19 protein-coding genes are annotated in these 16,879 nt (G+C 70.7%); 5 read left to right on the forward strand and 14 right to left on the reverse strand.

All coding sequences use genetic code 11. From position 1 onward, the window contains the following. Positions 1-570, reverse strand: a 570-nt coding sequence (locus tag NH287_RS00005) for a general stress protein (protein WP_253033954.1), incomplete at its 3' end; no start/stop codon positions are given. Between the two features lie 72 nt (positions 571-642). On the opposite strand from NH287_RS00005, the gene NH287_RS00010 reads away from it, so the two are divergent. The 3 genes from NH287_RS00010 to NH287_RS00020 are packed head-to-tail and all read left to right on the forward strand — an operon-like array spanning position 643 to position 3,568. Next, positions 643-1,905, forward strand: coding sequence for a magnesium transporter MgtE N-terminal domain-containing protein (locus NH287_RS00010; RefSeq protein WP_217530245.1), 1,263 nt, complete (start codon positions 643-645; stop codon positions 1,903-1,905). Next, positions 1,905-2,435 carry a DUF1003 domain-containing protein gene (locus tag NH287_RS00015; RefSeq protein ID WP_217530247.1) on the forward strand — a complete coding sequence of 177 codons (531 nt, stop codon included), beginning with the start codon at positions 1,905-1,907 and terminating at the stop codon, positions 2,433-2,435. Before NH287_RS00010 ends, NH287_RS00015 begins: the two co-directional genes overlap by 1 nt. Beyond that, positions 2,432-3,568, forward strand: coding sequence for an Mrp/NBP35 family ATP-binding protein (locus NH287_RS00020; protein WP_253033955.1), 1,137 nt, complete (start codon positions 2,432-2,434; stop codon positions 3,566-3,568). Before NH287_RS00015 ends, NH287_RS00020 begins: the two co-directional genes overlap by 4 nt. A gap of 20 nt (positions 3,569-3,588) precedes the next feature. On the opposite strand, the gene NH287_RS00025 is transcribed toward NH287_RS00020, so the two are convergent. Then, complete coding sequence (locus tag NH287_RS00025; protein WP_064001812.1) at positions 3,589-3,975, reverse strand: hypothetical protein; 387 nt, start codon at positions 3,973-3,975, stop codon at positions 3,589-3,591. Between the two features lie 75 nt (positions 3,976-4,050). On the opposite strand from NH287_RS00025, the gene NH287_RS00030 reads away from it, so the two are divergent. Next, positions 4,051-4,689: an O-methyltransferase gene (locus NH287_RS00030; RefSeq protein WP_253033956.1), complete on the forward strand. Its 639-nt coding sequence runs from the start codon at positions 4,051-4,053 to the stop codon at positions 4,687-4,689. A 69-nt stretch (positions 4,690-4,758) separates the two neighbouring features. Here the strand turns inward: NH287_RS00030 and NH287_RS00035 are convergent, their stop codons facing one another. The 3 genes from NH287_RS00035 to dapE form a co-directional block, all read right to left on the reverse strand. Then, positions 4,759-4,932 (reverse strand): DUF3117 domain-containing protein, encoded by a 174-nt coding sequence (locus tag NH287_RS00035; protein ID WP_064506455.1) that lies wholly within the window; start codon positions 4,930-4,932, stop codon positions 4,759-4,761. Positions 4,933-5,025: 93 nt separating this feature from the next. Further along, complete coding sequence (locus NH287_RS00040; RefSeq protein ID WP_253033957.1) at positions 5,026-6,225, reverse strand: hypothetical protein; 1,200 nt, start codon at positions 6,223-6,225, stop codon at positions 5,026-5,028. After that, the gene (dapE, locus tag NH287_RS00045; protein WP_253033958.1) at positions 6,207-7,283 is read right to left on the reverse strand and encodes a succinyl-diaminopimelate desuccinylase; all 1,077 of its coding nucleotides are present in this window, start codon (positions 7,281-7,283) and stop codon (positions 6,207-6,209) included. The genes NH287_RS00040 and dapE overlap by 19 nt, the downstream gene beginning before the upstream one ends. Positions 7,284-7,320: 37 nt before the next feature. Between dapE and dapD the strand changes: the two genes are divergently transcribed. Continuing rightward, positions 7,321-8,265, forward strand: coding sequence for a 2,3,4,5-tetrahydropyridine-2,6-dicarboxylate N-succinyltransferase (dapD, locus tag NH287_RS00050; RefSeq protein ID WP_253033959.1), 945 nt, complete (start codon positions 7,321-7,323; stop codon positions 8,263-8,265). A gap of 4 nt (positions 8,266-8,269) precedes the next feature. Here the strand turns inward: dapD and NH287_RS00055 are convergent, their stop codons facing one another. The 9 genes from NH287_RS00055 to NH287_RS00095 form a co-directional block, all read right to left on the reverse strand. Further along, positions 8,270-8,764: an SHOCT domain-containing protein gene (locus NH287_RS00055; protein ID WP_253033960.1), complete on the reverse strand. Its 495-nt coding sequence runs from the start codon at positions 8,762-8,764 to the stop codon at positions 8,270-8,272. A gap of 31 nt (positions 8,765-8,795) precedes the next feature. Then, positions 8,796-10,091 carry a citrate synthase gene (locus NH287_RS00060; RefSeq protein ID WP_064001808.1) on the reverse strand — a complete coding sequence of 432 codons (1,296 nt, stop codon included), beginning with the start codon at positions 10,089-10,091 and terminating at the stop codon, positions 8,796-8,798. A 111-nt stretch (positions 10,092-10,202) separates the two neighbouring features. After that, complete coding sequence (gene dapC, locus NH287_RS00065) at positions 10,203-11,318, reverse strand: succinyldiaminopimelate transaminase (protein ID WP_253033961.1); 1,116 nt, start codon at positions 11,316-11,318, stop codon at positions 10,203-10,205. Between the two features lie 6 nt (positions 11,319-11,324). Further along, on the reverse strand, positions 11,325-11,645 hold the full coding sequence (gene fdxA, locus NH287_RS00070; protein ID WP_064001806.1) for a ferredoxin: 321 nt from the start codon (positions 11,643-11,645) through the stop codon (positions 11,325-11,327). A 9-nt stretch (positions 11,646-11,654) separates the two neighbouring features. Next, positions 11,655-12,041: a DUF6113 family protein gene (locus NH287_RS00075; RefSeq protein WP_217530258.1), complete on the reverse strand. Its 387-nt coding sequence runs from the start codon at positions 12,039-12,041 to the stop codon at positions 11,655-11,657. Between the two features lie 31 nt (positions 12,042-12,072). After that, on the reverse strand, positions 12,073-12,387 hold the full coding sequence (locus tag NH287_RS00080; protein WP_253033962.1) for an AzlD domain-containing protein: 315 nt from the start codon (positions 12,385-12,387) through the stop codon (positions 12,073-12,075). Beyond that, positions 12,384-13,088 (reverse strand): AzlC family ABC transporter permease, encoded by a 705-nt coding sequence (locus NH287_RS00085; protein ID WP_253033963.1) that lies wholly within the window; start codon positions 13,086-13,088, stop codon positions 12,384-12,386. The genes NH287_RS00080 and NH287_RS00085 overlap by 4 nt, the downstream gene beginning before the upstream one ends. A gap of 4 nt (positions 13,089-13,092) precedes the next feature. Then, positions 13,093-15,006, reverse strand: coding sequence for a translational GTPase TypA (typA, locus tag NH287_RS00090; RefSeq protein WP_253033964.1), 1,914 nt, complete (start codon positions 15,004-15,006; stop codon positions 13,093-13,095). Between the two features lie 141 nt (positions 15,007-15,147). Next, positions 15,148-16,836 (reverse strand): ABC transporter family substrate-binding protein, encoded by a 1,689-nt coding sequence (locus NH287_RS00095; protein WP_253033965.1) that lies wholly within the window; start codon positions 16,834-16,836, stop codon positions 15,148-15,150. Between the last annotated feature and the right edge of the window lie 43 nt (positions 16,837-16,879).

A 16,879-nucleotide genomic window follows, 5' to 3' on the forward strand; every position in this document is an offset into this window, starting at 1 on the left:
GGGGTCGACGCGCTCCCCCGCCGCGGGGACGGGAGCGGCCGGGTCGACACGCTCGCCGTAGCGCGGGGGCGCCGTCATGTCGGTCGGCGGCACCGGCGGGGCGGTCGGGGCCGCCGCGGCGCCGAGCAGTTCCTTGGCGCGGCCGAAGCTGCGGGGCAGCACCGTCACGTCGTAGTGGTCGGCGATGACCTGGGTCACCGAGGTGAAGTCGCGACGACGGCGCAGGATCGAGTAGCTGATGATGCTCATGAGCATGCCGAGCGCGATGCCCACGAGCATCACGCCGACGAACAACTGCAGCGCGGCGCCGGGGCTGCCGAGCACGAAGATCGCGGCGAACAGCAGACCGAGCAGGACGCCGTTGATCGCGCCGGACCGAGCCGCGGTCGCGTATCCCAGCCGACCGGTGACGCGTTCGACCGAGCGCAGCCCGCGGCCGACGATCGCGATGTCCTGCGCCGGGACGTCCGCGCCGATGAGGGTCGACACCGACTTCTGCGCCGACTCGTACGACGAGTACTCCGCGACCGTCGCACCGTGTTCCTTCGGGGCCCCACCCATCATGCTCATGGCCTCAGTCTCCCACGCGAGCCTTTGCGTGGGTGCAGGGAGCGCGAGGGATCCGCCGACTACGCTGGTCGGGTGAGTACGCAACGGGTCTTCGTCGCGCGCCTGACCGGGTGCGCCGTCTTCGACCCCGCGGGCGACCGGCTGGGGAAGGTCCGCGATGTGGTCGTGATCTACCGCAAGGACGACCCCCCGAGAGTGGTCGGGCTCGTGGTCGAGATCCCCGGCCGACGCAACGTGTTCCTGTCCATCGGACGGGTCACCTCGATCGCCAGCGGCCAGGTCATCACGACCGGCCTCATCAACGTCCGCCGCTTCGAGCAGCGCGGCGGCGAGGTGCGTGTCATGACGGAGCTCATCGGCCGCAACGTGCACCTCACCGACGGGTCGGGCTCCGCCGTGATCGAGGATGTCGCCATCGAGCGCGACCGCCTGGGCGACTGGCAGGTGGGGCAGTTGTTCCTGCGCCGCCCCAAGACCAGCGCGTCGCCGTTCGCCAAGGGGCCGACGACCTTCGCGCAGTGGAACGACGTGCGCGACGAGCAGGTCGCGGGACAGACGCAGTCCGCCGAGCTCCTGGTCGCCTCGTACTCCGAGCTCAAGCCCGCCGACCTCGCCAACACGCTCCTCGACCTCCCCGAGGAGCGCCTGCTCGAGGTGGCGGAGGAGCTCCCCGACGACCGTCTCGCCGACGCCCTCGAGGAGATGCCCGAGGACGAGCAGGTGCACATCCTCGAAGCCCTCGGCGACGAGCGCGCCGCCGACATCCTCGACGCGATGGAACCGGACGATGCGGCCGACGTGCTGGGTCAGCTGTCGGATGCCCGCGCCGGACAGCTGCTGGACCTCATGGAGCCCGAGGAGGCCGAGGACGTCCGCGCCCTCCTCGAGCACGGCCCCGACACCGCGGGCGGTCTCATGACCAGCGAACCGATCGTGCTGTCCGCCGACGCGACCGTCGCCGAGGCGCTCGCCCTCATCCGCCGCCACGAACTGCACCCCGCCCTCGCGGCCGCCGTCTTCGTGACCCTGCCGCCCTACGAGACCCCGACGGGGCGCCTGCTGGGTGTCGTGCACTTCCAGCGGATGCTGCGCTACCCGCCGCACGAGCGGCTGGGCGCCATCATCGACGACACCGTCGAGCCCGTCACCGTCTCGGCCAGCGCCGCCGAGGTGGCCCGTCTCCTCGCGAGCTACAACCTCGTCTCGCTGCCCGTCGTCGATCAGGCCCGCCACCTCGTCGGCACGGTCACGGTCGACGACGTGATCGACTACCTGCTGCCCGACGACTGGCGATCGCAGGACGCGCCGCGACAGGGTCCGGAGGTGCGGCGATGATGGCACGCGCGCCGAAGTCCGGGTTCGAGGCGCCCCGCGGGCGGCGCACGAGCGTGCTCAGCCGCACCCCGCAGCCTTCCCGCGACCGCTTCGGTCGGTTCACGGAGTGGATCGCCCGGGCGATGGGGACCCCCGCGTTCCTGCTCATCCTGACGCTCTTCTGCGTCGCCTGGATCGTCTGGAACACCGCCGCGCCCGAGGGACTGCGCTTCGACGACGCGGCGCTCGGGTTCACCGCCCTGACGCTCATGCTGTCGCTCCAGGCCTCGTACGCCGCTCCCCTCATCCTCCTCGCCCAGAACCGCCAGGACGACCGGGACCGCGTGCAGATCGAGCAGGACCGACAGCGGGCCGAGCGCAACCTCGCCGACACCGAGTACCTCGCCCGCGAGGTCGTGGCCCTGCGGATGGCGCTCACCGACATGCAGGACGAGATGATCAGCCGCGACGTGCTCCGCCAGGAGCTCAAGGCCCTCATCGAGCGTCTCGACGAGCGCGACCGGCCGGGCGACGACGCCCGCTCCTCGTGAGCACCCCCGCGACGGCCGACGACGTCCGCCGTGCCGTGTCCGCCGTCGTCGACCCGGAGCTGCGGCGTCCGATCGGCGAGCTCGACATGGTGCGGGAGATCACCCTCGACGAGGGAACCGCGCACGTCGGCATCGCCCTGACGATCGTCGGATGCCCCGCCGCGGACCGCATCGAGCGGGACGTGCGGGATGCCGCGGCATCCGTCCCGGGCGTCGACGACGTCCGCGTCGACGTAGGCGTCATGACGGCGGCGGAGCGCTCGGCCCTCGTCGAGCGGATCCGCGGCGCGCGTCGCATGCCGTTCACCGCCGACGCGCTGACCCGTGTCATCGCGGTCACGAGCGGCAAGGGCGGTGTGGGCAAGTCCACCCTCACGGCGAACCTCGCCGTCGCCCTGGCGACGCGAGGGTTGGCCGTCGGGCTGATCGACGCGGACGTGCACGGCTTCTCGATCCCGGGACTGCTCGGCCTCGTCGGCGAGGACGGCCGCCCGCCGCAGCCGACCCGCCTCGACGACCTCATGCTGCCGCCGGTCGCCCACGGCGTGAAGACGATCTCGATCGGGATGTTCCTCCCGGAGGGCTCCTCCCCCGCCGTCGCCTGGCGCGGGCCGATGTTGCACCGCACCGTGCAGCAGTTCCTCACCGACGTGCACTTCGGCGACCTCGACGTGCTCCTCATCGACATGCCCCCGGGGACCGGCGACGTGGCGATCTCCGTGGGTCAGCTCCTTCCGCATGCCGAGGTCCTCGTGGTGACGACGCCGCAGGCGGCCGCGGCCGACGTCGCCGTCCGCAGCGGCGTCGTGGCCCGTCAGACGGGCCAGCGCATCGTCGGCGTCATCGAGAACATGGCGGCCTTCGCCCTTCCCGACGGCACCCTCGTCGACGTGTTCGGCGCCGGCGGCGGGGCGGCGGTCGCCGCCGCGCTCTCGACCGACGACGCTGTGGTGCCGCTCCTCGGCTCGGTGCCCCTCAGCCCCGCCCTCCGCCGCGGCGGAGACGAGGGCGAACCGGTCGTCCTCGCCGATCCCGGTGATCCCGCGGCGCGTGCGATCTCGGCGGTCGCCGACACCCTCGTCTCGACGCGCTCCTCGCTCGCCGGTCGCGCCCTCCCCGTCTCCCCCGCCTGAGGAGAGACGGATGCCGCCGGTCAGGTGGCTTCGGAGTCGAACGGGACGACGCCCGCATCGACCGCATCGACCGCCGTCGTGACCTCGGGTGCCGGAGGCGCCGCGACCGCGGTCATCGCCGCCGCCCCGGCGGCGACGGGCTTCACGGGCGCGTCGTCGATGAGCGCCTCGCGGATGATGCGCCGGGGGTCGTACTGCCGCGGATCGAGCTTGCGCCACTCGATCTCGTCGAAGTCGTCCCCCATCTCCTCCTTGACGCGGGTCCGCGCGCCGTCCAGCCAGTCGCGGACGCGGCGCGTCAGACGTGCGAGGGAGGCCGCGTAACCCGGCAGGCGCTCGGGCCCCAGCAGGAGTGCGGCGATGAGCGCGATGAGGAGGATCTTCTCCAGATCGAGCCCGTTCGACATGCTTCCCAGGTTACCCGTGCGCCTGAGGGTTGCGGCATGCGGGCCCGCCTAGGCTGGGCGGAGGAGGTTCACCACATGGGAGATCACGAGGCGGTCCGCAGGTTCGCTGCCGAGGCGACGGTCGAACCCGACGCCATCGCCCGGGCGCGAGCGCACGCCCTCGAGATCGGCGCGAATCCGATCAGTCCCGAGGTGGGCGCGCAGTGCGCGGTGATCGCCGCGGCGAGCCGCGCGCTGAACATCGTCGAGATCGGCACCGGCGGCGGCGTCTCGGGGCTGTGGCTGCTGCACGGGTCCCCCCGCGCGACACTCACGACGATCGACAAGGAGCCCGAGCACCTCGCCGTGGCGCGGAAGGCGTTCACCGACGCCCGCGTCCCCGCCGCCCGCGCGCGCTTCATCACGGGCCGCGCCGCCGAGGTCCTGCCGCGGATGAACGAGGCCTCCTACGACATCGTCCTCATCGACGCGGACCCGGACGGCGTCATCGAGTACGTCGAGCACGGCCTCCGGCTCGCCCGGGCGGGCGGAACGGTGCTCGTCCCGCGGGTCCTGGCCGGCGGCGCCGTCGCCGACCCGGTCCGTCGCGGCCCCCTCGAGACGGCGTATCGCTCGCTGATCCAGGAGACCCAGGCCTCCCCGGCGGTCCTCGGGGCCCTCTCGATCGCCGGCGAGGGACTCCTGCAGCTGACGACCGTCGCCGACGCGGGCTGATCCCGGCGCACGCCGGATACGCCGAAAGGCCGGTCCCCACGGGGACCGGCCTTTCGCATCGAGTCGGGGTCAGGCGGCGCCGACGACCCCGCTGAGAACACTGTGGAGTTCCTTCGCCTCGTCGTCGTTCACCGAGACGACCAGTCGACCGCCCCCCTCGAGTGGAACACGCACGATGATGAGGCGGCCTTCCTTGACGGCCTCCATAGGTCCGTCTCCGGTGCGCGGCTTCATGGCTGCCATTGTGGGGCTCCCTTTCGTCTTCGGCCTTCCCCATTAGTCTACTCAATGGGCTGATCGCCTTCGGCGCGCGCGCCTGTCAGCGGACGCTTATCGTCACGGAATCCGGTAGAACGTGTCGCCGAGCGCGAGCATCTCGTGGATCCACAGCCACTGCCCGCCGAGGCACAGCACCAGCATCCCGATCCGCCACCATCGTGAGGGCGGGACCGCCACGGCGGCGACCACGGGCGTGAGGGGCAGCAGCAGCCGGAACACGCTCGACTGCGGGAAGAACACCGCGAGCAGGTAGACGAGGTAACTCGCGCCCCACAGCCGGATCTCGGGCCCGAGACGGCGCACCTGGGGCGCCCGCACGAGGAGCGCGGCGGCCCCCAGGACCAGGACGGCGAGGGCGATCGGTCCGAGCATCGGCGGCAGCCCCCAGATGCCGAACCAGAGCGAGGATGCCTGCACGAAACCGGCGAAGGGGACGAACTGCTCCTCGGAGCCGACCCAGCTTCGCCGCCAGGCGAGCTCGGTCTCGAGGTACGCGGAGGGATCCCCCGTCGCGACACCGGCGATGACCTGCCAGGCGAATCCCACGATCGTCGCGAGGGCGCCCAGGGCGATGATGTGGACGATGTGCGGGGTCGGCAGCGGATCGACGCGCCGCCGCATCCACCGATGGATCCCGTAGAGGCCCAGCAGCAGGGCGAACGCGAGCACCCCCGGCCGGGTGAAGCCCATCAGGACGACGAGCGCATAGATCCAGCCGAACCGCCGGCGCTGGAGCGCCCACAGCGCGAGGAACAGCCAGACCAGCAGGAGCGACTCGGCGTACCCCATCTGGAACAGGGCGGCGAGCGGACCGTTGGCGAAGAGCACCACCGCCCAGAGCGACGCCGTCTCGCCGAGGCGTCCGCGCAGCAGCACGAAGAGCACCACGGATGCCGCGTACCCGGCCACGAGCGCCAGCACCACCGCTCCCGCCGGGTAGCCTCCGAGGACGCCGCCCAGCGTCCGGGCGAGCACGGGGAACAGCGGCATGAACGCCCACGCGTTCTCGGTCACCTGCCCGGTGCCGTTCACCGGGAGCTCGGACGGGTAGCCGCGATCGGCGATCACCCAGTACCACTGGGCGTCCCATCCCATCGCGAGCGACGGGATGGTGGCGTCCGCGCCGAAGCGCGAGGTGGGTCCGGAGAGGCTCGCCGCGGCCCAGAAGAACAGGGTCGTGACGAGGCGTGCCGAGAGGTAGACGGCGGCGACGGTGCCGGCGACGGAGGCTGCGGACCTCAGTCGCCGCTCAGCCATGCCCGCAGGCCCCGCTCGACGTCCTCGATCTGCGCGATCGGCACGCGCTCCTCGTCGTGATGGGCCAGGTGCGGATCGCCCGGGCCGTAGTTGACCGCGGGAACGCCCATCGCCGAGAACCGCGCGACGTCGGTCCAGCCGTACTTCGGCTTCGGCACCGCGCCGACCGCCGCGACGAACTCCCGCGCGAGCGGCGCCTCGAGCCCTGGCCGGGCCCCCTCGGACAGGTCCACGATCTCGACCTCGAATCCCGCCAGGACGTCGCGCACGTGCGCCTCGGCGGCGGCGGCATCCCGGCTCGGAGCGAAGCGGAAGTTGACGTCGACCTCGCAGGCGTCGGGGATGACGTTGCCGGCGATGCCGCCGCGGATCGCGACGGCGTTGAGGCCCTCACGGTAGAGCAGTCCGTCGACCTCGATCTCGCGCGGCCGGTACTCCGCGAGCCGGGCGAGGATCGGAGCGGCCTTGTGGATCGCGTTCTCGCCGACCCACGCACGGGCGCTGTGCGCGCGCACGCCGGAGGTGCGCACGACCGCGCGGAGGGTGCCGTTGCAGCCGCCCTCCACCTGCCCGTCGGAAGGTTCGCCGAGGATGGCGAAGTCCGCCGCGAAGAGGTCGGGACGGGATGCCGCGAGCCGGTTCAACCCGTTGAGGTCGGCGGCGACCTCCTCGTGGTCGTACCACATCCAGGTGATGTCGACACGGGGATCGGTGAGCTCGGCGGCCAGTTTCAGCTGGACGGCGACACCGGCCTTCATGTCGACGGTGCCGCGGCCCCAGAGGTACGGCTCGCCGTCGACCTCGATGTCGCGGGTCGGGACGTTGCCGTTGATGGGGACCGTGTCGATGTGCCCGGCGATCGCGACACGCTGCGCGCGCCCGAGGCGGGTGCGCGCGACGATCGTGTCGCCTTCGCGGTGGACCTCGAGGTGCGGCAGCTCCGAGACGGCCTCGAAGATCGCGTCCGCGAGGACGGTCTCGTCATCCGACACGCTCGGGATGTCGCAGATGGTCCGTGTCAGGTCGACAGCTGTGGAGCGGAGGTCGAGCCGGGGCATGACGTCGAGTCTAACGACGGCCCGATAGCCTGGAACCATGAGTGACGCACGGTGGGTCTGGGGCATCGGTCTGGCGACGACGAGCGAGGACGGCACCGTCCTCGACACCTGGTACCCCGCACCGGCTGTCGGCCGGGCACCCGCCGAGGTGGACACGACCGACCTCGCCGCCCACGTCGGCGACGACGAGCGGCGCGCCGTCACCGTCGGTGTCGTCGTCGTCGAGATCGACCTCGACGCGCCGCCCGCGGGCACGTCCGACGCCTACCTCCGCCTGCACGCGCTCTCGCACCGCCTCGTCGCCCCGAACGAGCTCGACCTCACCGGTATCTTCGGGCATCTGCCGAACGTCGCGTGGACGAGCGCCGGACCGATGCACCCGCAGGATCTCACCCGTCTGCGCCCGACGCTGCAGCGCGCCGGCATCCAGGTCGCCGGGATCGACAAGTTCCCGCGGCTCACCGACTACGTCGTCCCCTCGGGCGTGCGCATCGCCGACGCCTCGCGCGTCCGGCTCGGGGCGCACCTCGCGCCGGGGACCACGGTGATGCACGAGGGGTTCGTCAACTTCAACGCCGGGACGCTCGGTGCCTCGATGGTCGAGGGACGCATCTCGCAGGGTGTCGTCGTCGGCGACGGCAGCGACATCGGCGGCGGCGCGTCGATCATGGGCACGCTCTCGGGCGGCGGCAGCCACCGGGTCTCGATCGGTCGCCGCACCCTGCTGGGCGCGAACGCCGGCATCGGAATCTCCCTCGGCGACGACTGCATCGTCGAAGCGGGTCTCTACCTGACCGGCGGGACCAAGGTCGTCCTCGTCGGCGAGACGCCGCGGGCCGACGGCACTGTCCCGACGGCGAAGGCCGCCGAACTGTCGGGGCGGAGCGGCATCCTGTTCCGGCGCAACTCGCTCACGGGCGCCGTCGAGGCCGTGCGTCGCGAGGGCGTCGGGGTCACCCTCAACGCCGACCTGCACGCCTGAGGGGTCAGCCCTTCAGGACGGCGGCGCGCGCCTCGCGGTGCTCCTCGTCGCTGATGATGCCGCGCGCCCGGAGACCGTCGAGTTCGATCAGGCGCTGCTCCATCGTCGGCACGGAAGGGGTCGGCGCGGCAGTGGTCGGCGCGGCAGGCGGTGTCGCGACCGCCGGCTCGAATGCCGCGGGCGCGAGCGCGTCGCTGCGCAGCACCTTGGCGGCGATCTGCGCATCCACGGTCAGCGGGTCGATCCCCGCGTCGCTCAGGATGCGGTACTTCCGCGCGCGGATGACGAGCCCGAAGACCGCCCCGACGATGCCGAGCACCAGGACCAGGCCGAAGACGGCCGAGAACCCCGACGCCATCCCGTCCATGCCGGTGGGATCCATGAACCCGCCGTCGTCCATGCCCGGCGGCACGCCGATCACCCCGTCATCGATGTACCCGCTGTCGTCGACGAAACCCGAATCGTCGAAGGTCAGTCCTACCCCCGGCATCCACCCCATGGGCACACCCTAGCGGGGTGCGGGGCGTGCGTCAGCGGGAAACGGGGTAGTCCCGCTCCGTCGCTCCCGTGTAGAGCTGCTGCGGGCGACCGATCTTGGTCTGCGGGTCGTTCTGCATCTCGCGCCAGTGCGCGAGCCAGCCGGGAAGCCGACCGATCGCGAACAGGGGCGTGAACATCCGTGTCGGGAAGCCCATCGCCTTGTAGATGACGCCGGTGTAGAAGTCGACGTTCGGGTAGAGGCGACGCTCCTTGAAGTAGTCGTCGTTGAGCGCGATCTCCTCGAGCTCGTTGGCGAGGGCGAGGAGCGGGTCCTCGACGCCGAGTTCGCGGAGGACCTCGTCGGCGGATTCCTTGACGAGCTTCGCGCGCGGGTCGTAGTTCTTGTAGACGCGGTGCCCGAAGCCCATGAGCTTGACGCCGTCTTCCTTGTTCTTCACCCGCTCGACGAAGCGCTGCACGCTCTCGCCCGAGTCACGGATGCGCGCGAGCATGTCGAGGACCGCCTCGTTCGCGCCGCCGTGGAGCGGCCCGTAGAGCGCGTTGATGCCGGCCGAGATCGACGAGAACTGGTTGGCCCCGGTCGACCCGACGAGCCGCACGGTCGAGGTCGATGCGTTCTGCTCGTGGTCCTCGTGCAGGATGAGCAGCCGCTCGAGCGCCCGCGACATGACCGGGTTGATCTCGTAGGGCTCGGCGTTGTTGCCGAAGTTCAGCTTGAGGAAGTTGTCGACGAAGCTCAGCGAGTTGTCGGGGTAGAGGAACGCGTGCCCGATGCTCTTCTTGTGCGCGTACGCCGCGATCACGGGGAGCTTCGCGAGCATGCGGATCGTGTTGAGCTCGACGTGCTCCGGGTTGTGCGGGTCGCTCTGGCCCTCGTAGTAGGTCGAGAGCGCGGCCGTCGCGGCCGAGAGAACCGACATCGGGTGCGCGGTATGCGGCAGAGCTGAGAAGAAGTGCTTGAGGTCCTCGTGCAGGAGCGTGTGGCGCCGGATCTTCTCGTCCCAGCCGGCCAGCTCGTCCGCCGTGGGAAGCTCGCCGTAGATGAGGAGCCAGGCGACCTCGAGGTAGGTGCTGTGCTGTGCGAGCTGCTCGATCGGGTATCCGCGGTACCGCAGGATGCCCTGGTCACCGTCGATGTACGTGATCGCGGACTTCGTCGAGGCGGTGTTCACGAAGCCGTAGTCGAGCGAGGTGTGCCCGGTCTGCTTCGTGAACGTCGAGAAGTCGACGCTCGGCACCCCTTCGCTTCCGGCGACGAGCGGGAGCTCCGCGGTCGTGTCACCGATGGTCACGGTGGCCTTCTGAGGGGTGTCCGCGTTGGTCACGAAGCCTCCTTGCGGTCGTCGGGAGCGGTCTCTACAGCCTAACGGGGAGATGGCGCCTCTCCTGACCCGCCCAACGGATCGCGGCATCCGTGAGAGGAAACCTACGAAACGCTACGATCCCGCGGATGCTGTCAGTCGCCGCGCCGCGGCGGCGATGCGCTCGTCGGTCGCGGTGAGCGAGAAGCGCACGTGCTGCGGGTGATGCGCGCCGTAGAAGTGCCCGGGACCGGCCAGGATGCCGAGCTCGGCGAGCCGGCCGAGCGACGTCCACGCGTCCTCCCCCGCCGTCGCCCAGAGATACAGGCCGCCCTCGCTGTGGTCGATCCGGAACCCGGCCGCCTCGACGGCGGGCTTCAGCACGTCGCGCCGCGCACGGTACAGCGCGCGCTGGTGCTCGACGTGCGCGTCGTCCTCGAGGGCGGCGACCATCGCGTCCTGCACGGGACCCGGGACCATGAGCCCCAGGTGCTTGCGCGCCGTCACAAGCCCCGCCACCAGATCCGTGTCGCCCGCCAGGAACGCGGCGCGGTACCCGGCGAGGTTGGACTGCTTGCTGAGCGAGTAGACCGACAGGAGCGCGGTGAGGTCGCCCTCGGTGACGCGCGGATCGAGGACGCTCGGCACCGCGGCATCCGCCCACGGTCCGTCCCAGCCCAGCTCGGCGTAGCACTCGTCCGAGGCCAGGACGGCACCCAGCTCGCGCGCGCGACGCACGGCGCGGCGGAGCTCGTCGACGCCCAGCACGCGGCCGTCGGGGTTGCCGGGAGAGTTGAGCCACACCAGGCGGGTCGTCTCGGGCCATTCGCCCGGATCGTCCGAGGCGAGCGCGGTCGCGCCGACGAGGCGGGCACCGACTTCGTACGACGGGTAGGCGGCGCGGGGGTGCACGACGGTGTCGCCGGGGCCGAGCCCGAGGAGCAGCGGCAGGAGCGCGACGAGCTCCTTCGAGCCGACCGTGGGGATCACGTGCGCGGGAGTCAGGCCGGGGACGCCGCGGCGCCGCGCGTACCAGGCGGCGATCGCTTCGCGCAGCGCCGGGGTGCCGACGGTCTGCGGGTAGGCGTGCGCATCGGTCGCACGCCGCAGGGCGTCCGCCACGACGCCGGGCGTCGGGTCGACCGGAGAGCCGATGGAGAGGTCGACGATGCCGTCAGGATGCTGCCGTGCGCGCGCGGCGTACGGTGCGACGGCGTCCCACGGGTAGTCGGCGAGGTCGCGGACGCTCATGGCCGCTCAGTGCGCCTGCGGCGGAAGACCCGCGATGACGGGGTGGTCCTTCGCGATCACACCGACCTTCGCGGCACCGCCGGGCGAGCCGATGTCCTCGAAGAACTCGACGTTGGCGGTGTAGTAGTCCTGCCACTCGGCGGGGAGGTCGTCCTCGTAGTAGATCGCCTCGACCGGGCAGACCGGCTCGCACGCACCGCAGTCGACGCACTCGTCGGGGTGGATGTAGAGGGACCGTTCACCCTCGTAGATGCAGTCGACGGGGCACTCGTCGATGCAGGCACGGTCTTTGACATCCACGCACGGGAGAGCGATCACATACGTCACAGGACGAGTCTAGTTCGTGGAACGAAGGCGGGATGCCGACGGCCACGCGACGACGAGCGCGGCCACGAGCGGCACCAGGAAAGTCCAGATCAGGCCGGGTGTGATCGCCGCGTCCTCGGGCGGGGCGGGCACGACGACCGAGCCGCCGGGTCCCTCGTTGGCGAACAGCAGGGTCGCGACCATCGCACCGAGGCCGCAGGCCAGAGCCGACGCGCGCTCCCCCGTGAGGATGCGGACGGCGACCAGCAGGGCGATGAAACCGAGAGAGGCGACCAGCAGGCCGACGGGGACCACACCCCACACCGCCGCCTGACCGATGGTGCCGGCCACGCCGTAGACGACGCCGATGACGGCGGCGAGGATCCACGTGGCGACGCGGGCGAGCAGGGCGTTCACCACCACAGTCTAGGCGCGCACCCTGCGGCGCTCACGCCGCCCAGCCCCACAGGCGCAGGAGCGCCGCGGTGGCGGCGGCCGCGGCCACGACCACGAGGAACGGCGCACGGATCACGAGCAGGCCCGCGGCCACGAGGACGGCGGGCAGCCGCGCATCGACGACCACCGCCTGGCCCGCACCGAGGGTCTGCACGACGACGAGAGCGGCGAGCAGGGCGACGGTGAGCAGGTCGATCGTCCGCGACGGGCGCGGCGCGTCGAACCACGCCGGCGGCACGAGATACCCCACGGTCTTCAGCGCGACGCAGACGATCGAGGCGAGCAGGATGGCGTGCCACAGGGTCATGACGCGGCCTCCGTGGTGGTCTCGCGGGCGCCGAGCCAGTTCGTCCAGCCGACGACGAGTGCGACGACCGCGGCGACGAGGACGGGAAGCCCCGGCATGAGCAGCGGGGTCGAGATCGCCGCGACGACGGCCGCCGCCGCCCCCACCGCCATCGCCTGACGCCGGCGCAGACGCGGCCAGAGCAGTGCGAGGAACGCGGCTGCGGCCGCGGCATCCAATCCGTAGGTCCGGACGTCGCCGAGGACGTCTCCCAGCACCGCTCCCGCGAGTGTCGTGAGGTTCCAGCCGAGGTAGATGCCGATGCCGGTCACCCAGAAGCCGATGCGGCGGGCACCGGCATCCGTCTGCGCCAGCGCGACCGCCGTCGATTCGTCGATCGTGAAATGGGATGCCGCGGCACGCCGCCAGAAGCCCGTACCCACGACCGGCGACATGCGCAGTCCGTAGGCGACGTTGCGCATGCCGAGCAGCCCCGCCGACGCGATCGCCGCGCCCGGGAGGCCTCCCCCGCCGATCACACCGACGAAGGCGAACTGCGATCCACCGGTGAACATGAACAGGCTGAGGACGCAGGTCTGCCACACGTCCAGACCCGAGGCGACCGCGAGGGCGCCGAAAGACACCCCATAGGCGCTGGTCGCGAGGACCACCCCCAGGGAGTCGCGCCACGCCCGTCGGGTGGGCTGCTCCTCCCCCGTCACCGCGTCAGGAACCGGCGTCCTGGCGCTTCAGGCGCGAGGCGGCGCGGCCGCGCTCGGTCGCGTCGAGGACGACCTTGCGGATGCGCACCTTCTCGGGCGTGACCTCGACGCATTCGTCATCGCGGGCGAACTCGAGGCTCTCCTCGAGGGTGAGCACGCGCGGCGGCGTCATCGACTCGAAGGAGTCCGAGGTCGACGAACGCATGTTCGTGAGCTTCTTCTCCTTCGTGATGTTGACGTCCATGTCGTCGGCGCGCGAGTTCTCGCCGATGACCATGCCCTCGTAGACCTCCTCGGTGGGCTGCACGAAGAACGACATGCGCTCCTGGAGAGCGATCATCGCGAACGGCGTGACGACGCCGGCACGGTCGGCGACGATCGAGCCGTTCTGACGGGTCGAGATCGCGCCCGCCCACTCGTCGTAGCCGTGCGAGATCGCGTTCGCGATGCCGGTGCCGCGCGTGATGGTGAGGAACTCGCTGCGGAAGCCGATGAGTCCGCGCGAGGGGACGATGAACTCCATACGCACCCAGCCGGTGCCGTGGTTGGTCATCGTCTCCATGCGGCCCTTGCGGCCGGCCATCAGCTGCGTGATGGCGCCGAGGTGCTCCTCGGGCGCGTCGATCGTGAGGTGCTCGAACGGCTCGGTGAGCTTGCCGTTCTCGTCGCGCCGGGTGACCACCTGCGGCTTGCCGACGGTGAGCTCGAAACCCTCGCGGCGCATGTTCTCGACGAGGATCGCCAGCGCGAGCTCACCACGGCCCTGCACCTCCCACGCGTCGGGCTGGCCGATGTCGACGACCTTCAGCGACACGTTGCCGATGAGCTCGCGGTCGAGGCGGTCCTTCACCATGCGGGCGGTGAGCTTGTGCCCCTTGACCTTGCCCATGAGCGGCGAGGTGTTGGTGCCGATCGTCATCGAGATGGCGGGGTCGTCGACCGTGATGGCCGGGAGGGGACGGATGTCCTCGGGGTCGGCGATGGTCTCACCGATCGTGATGTTCTCGAAGCCCGCGATCGCGACGATGTCGCCGGGGCCGGCGGACTCGGCGGGGTAGCGCTCGAGCGCGCGGGTCATGAGCAGCTCGGTGATGCGGGCGTTGCTCGTCGTGCCGTCCGCGCGCACCCAGGCGACGGTCTGCCCCTTCTTGAGCGTGCCGTTGAAGACGCGCAGGAGGGCGAGACGGCCGAGGAACGGCGAGGAGTCAAGGTTCGTGACCCACGCCTGCAGCGGAGCCTCGTCGTCGTACGACGGCGCGGGCACGTGCTCGAGGATCGCCTCGAACAGCGGCTCGAGGTCGTCGTTGTCGGGCAGCGAGCCGTTGTCCGGGCGCGTGCGCGAGGCGGCGCCGGCGCGTCCCGAGGCGTAGACGACGGGGACGTCGAGCAGCGCGTCGACGTCGAGGTCGGGCACGTCGTCCTGCAGGTCGGAGGCGAGACCCAGCAGCAGGTCGTGCGCCTCTTCCTCGACCTCCGCGATGCGGGCGTCGGGACGGTCGGTCTTGTTGACCAGGAGGATGACGGGGAGCTTGGCCTCGAGCGCCTTGCGCAGGACGAACCGGGTCTGCGGCAGCGGGCCCTCGGAGGCATCCACCAGTAGGACGACGCCGTCCACCATCGACAGGCCGCGCTCGACCTCGCCGCCGAAGTCGGCGTGACCGGGGGTGTCGATGACGTTGATCGTGATCGGCTGCTCGGTGTGGATGCCGTTGTACGTGATCGCCGTGTTCTTGGCGAGGATCGTGATCCCCTTCTCACGCTCGAGGTCGTTCGAATCCATCGCGCGCTCTTCGACGTGCGCGTGCTCGCCGAACGAGCCGGTCTGGCGGAGCATGGCGTCGACGAGCGTCGTCTTGCCGTGGTCGACGTGCGCGACGATCGCGACGTTACGGAGGTCAGGACGGAGGGCGTGCGCCATGAAGGGAGTTCCTTGCAGAGAGGGATGATGCCGGGATGCCGGCAGTCCACTTTACCGCAGCCCGTGACACGCCGACGGGGCGAGGACCTTTCGGTCCCCGCCCCGCCGGTGTTCAGGTGATGCAGGTGAGCGATGCTCAGATCACTCGGTGTAGCCGACCAGGGTCCAGTCCGTGTTCTTGAACGTGGCGGTGCCGTAGTTCGCGAGGCCCTCGTCGGTCGCGACGACCTCCGGGTAGGGGTAGATCGGAACGCTCGGCAGGAAGTCGGCGATCACTTCGTTGATCTCCTTGGCGATGCCCAGACGCGCGTCCTCGTCGAGCTCGGCGTTCGCCTGCTCCCAGAGGCCGGCGAGACGGTCGTCCGTGACGCCCGCGTAGTTCTGCGGGGAGTCAGCGGGGGTGTAGATCGTCTCAGCGGACGAGATCGGGAACAGGGTGCCCTGCCAACCGAACGTCACCGCCTGGAAGTCACCGGCGTCGATGTTGGTGAAGTAGTTCTCGCTCGGGACCTCGTTGAGCGTGACCTCGACACCGATGCGAGCCAGGGAGTCCTGGACACCGAGCGCGCGGTTGATGTTCGACTGCGTACCCGCGGGGACGGTGATCGCGAAGGTGAGGGTCTCGCCGTCCTTCGTCCAGCCGTCGTCGCCCTTGGTCCAGCCGGCCTCCTCGAGCAGGCTCTCCGCCGCGTCGGTGTCGCTGCCGATGACCTCACCGAAGACGTCGCTGTAGCCGGCCTGACCGGGCATGAAGATCCAGTCGCCGAGCGTGGTAGCCGGGGCGCCCAGCGGCTCGTTGGCGACGCGCGCGATCAGCTCGCGGTCGATCGCCATGCCGACGGCCTTGCGGACGTTGACGTCGTCGAACGGCGCGGCGGTCGCGTTGAAGGTCAGGTGCGACCAGGTGACGCCACCCGAGCGACCGACGACGGCGCCTTCCTTGCCGCTGGCGGTCTCGAGGGCGTCGGGAGTCTGGATCTCGATCGAGTCGATCTCGTCGTTGGCGTACGCCTGCGGGAGCGTCTCCTGCGCGATCACCTTGAAGGTGATGCTGTCGAGCTTCGGAGCGTTGGCGCCCCACCAGTTCGGGTTCGGAACCAGCTTGAAGATCTTCGCGCTGTTGTCGATCTCGTCGACGACGTAGGGACCCGCGGAGGGAACGGCCTCGGAGGCGAAGCCGCTGTTGAAGGCCTCCTTGTCGTTCGCGATGTCAGCGGGGAGGACCGGGGTGCTGAACAGGCTCGGCCAGTCGGCGTACGCACCCGTGAAGGAGACCGTGTACTCGAAGTCGCTCACGACGTCGACGGAGTCGATCGCGTCGAAGACCGACGACGGGACGACCTCGTAGCCCTCCTCCGCGCCGCCGGCAGCCGCGTAGGTCGCGGCGTAGTCCTCGGCCGTGATCGGGCTGCCGTCGGGCCAGACGGCGCTCTCGTTCAGCTTGACGGTGACGACCTGCGGTTCCTCGCTCGTGAGTTCGATCGAGGTCGCGTAGTCGGGGTTCGCCGTCCAGCTGCCGTCCTCGGCGATGACCCACATCGAGGAGAGCGTCGGCTCGAGGAGCTTCTGCACGTCGACGTTGGCCGCCAGGGCGTGATTCGGGTTCCAGCTGCCCTCATCGGTCGGGCTGCTGGTGACGGACAGGTTGAGGTTGCCGCCGTCGGTGAGGTCGCCGTAGGACACCTCCTCGTAACCGACCAGGGGGAGCGATTCGGGCGACGCCGAGGAGGACGGCGACGGCGACGACGTGGTCCCGCCAGCACAGGCGGTGAGCATGAGAGCTCCCGCGCTGAGCACAGCAAGACCCGCAAGTGCTGTCTTACGGATCATGTGCATCTACTTTCTTCTTGGGTCCGCCGGAAAGGACGGAGTT

Origin of the sequence: Microbacterium sp. CnD16-F (genome assembly GCF_024124465.1) — a bacterium.
Lineage (GTDB): Bacteria > Actinomycetota > Actinomycetes > Actinomycetales > Microbacteriaceae > Microbacterium > Microbacterium gawkjiense.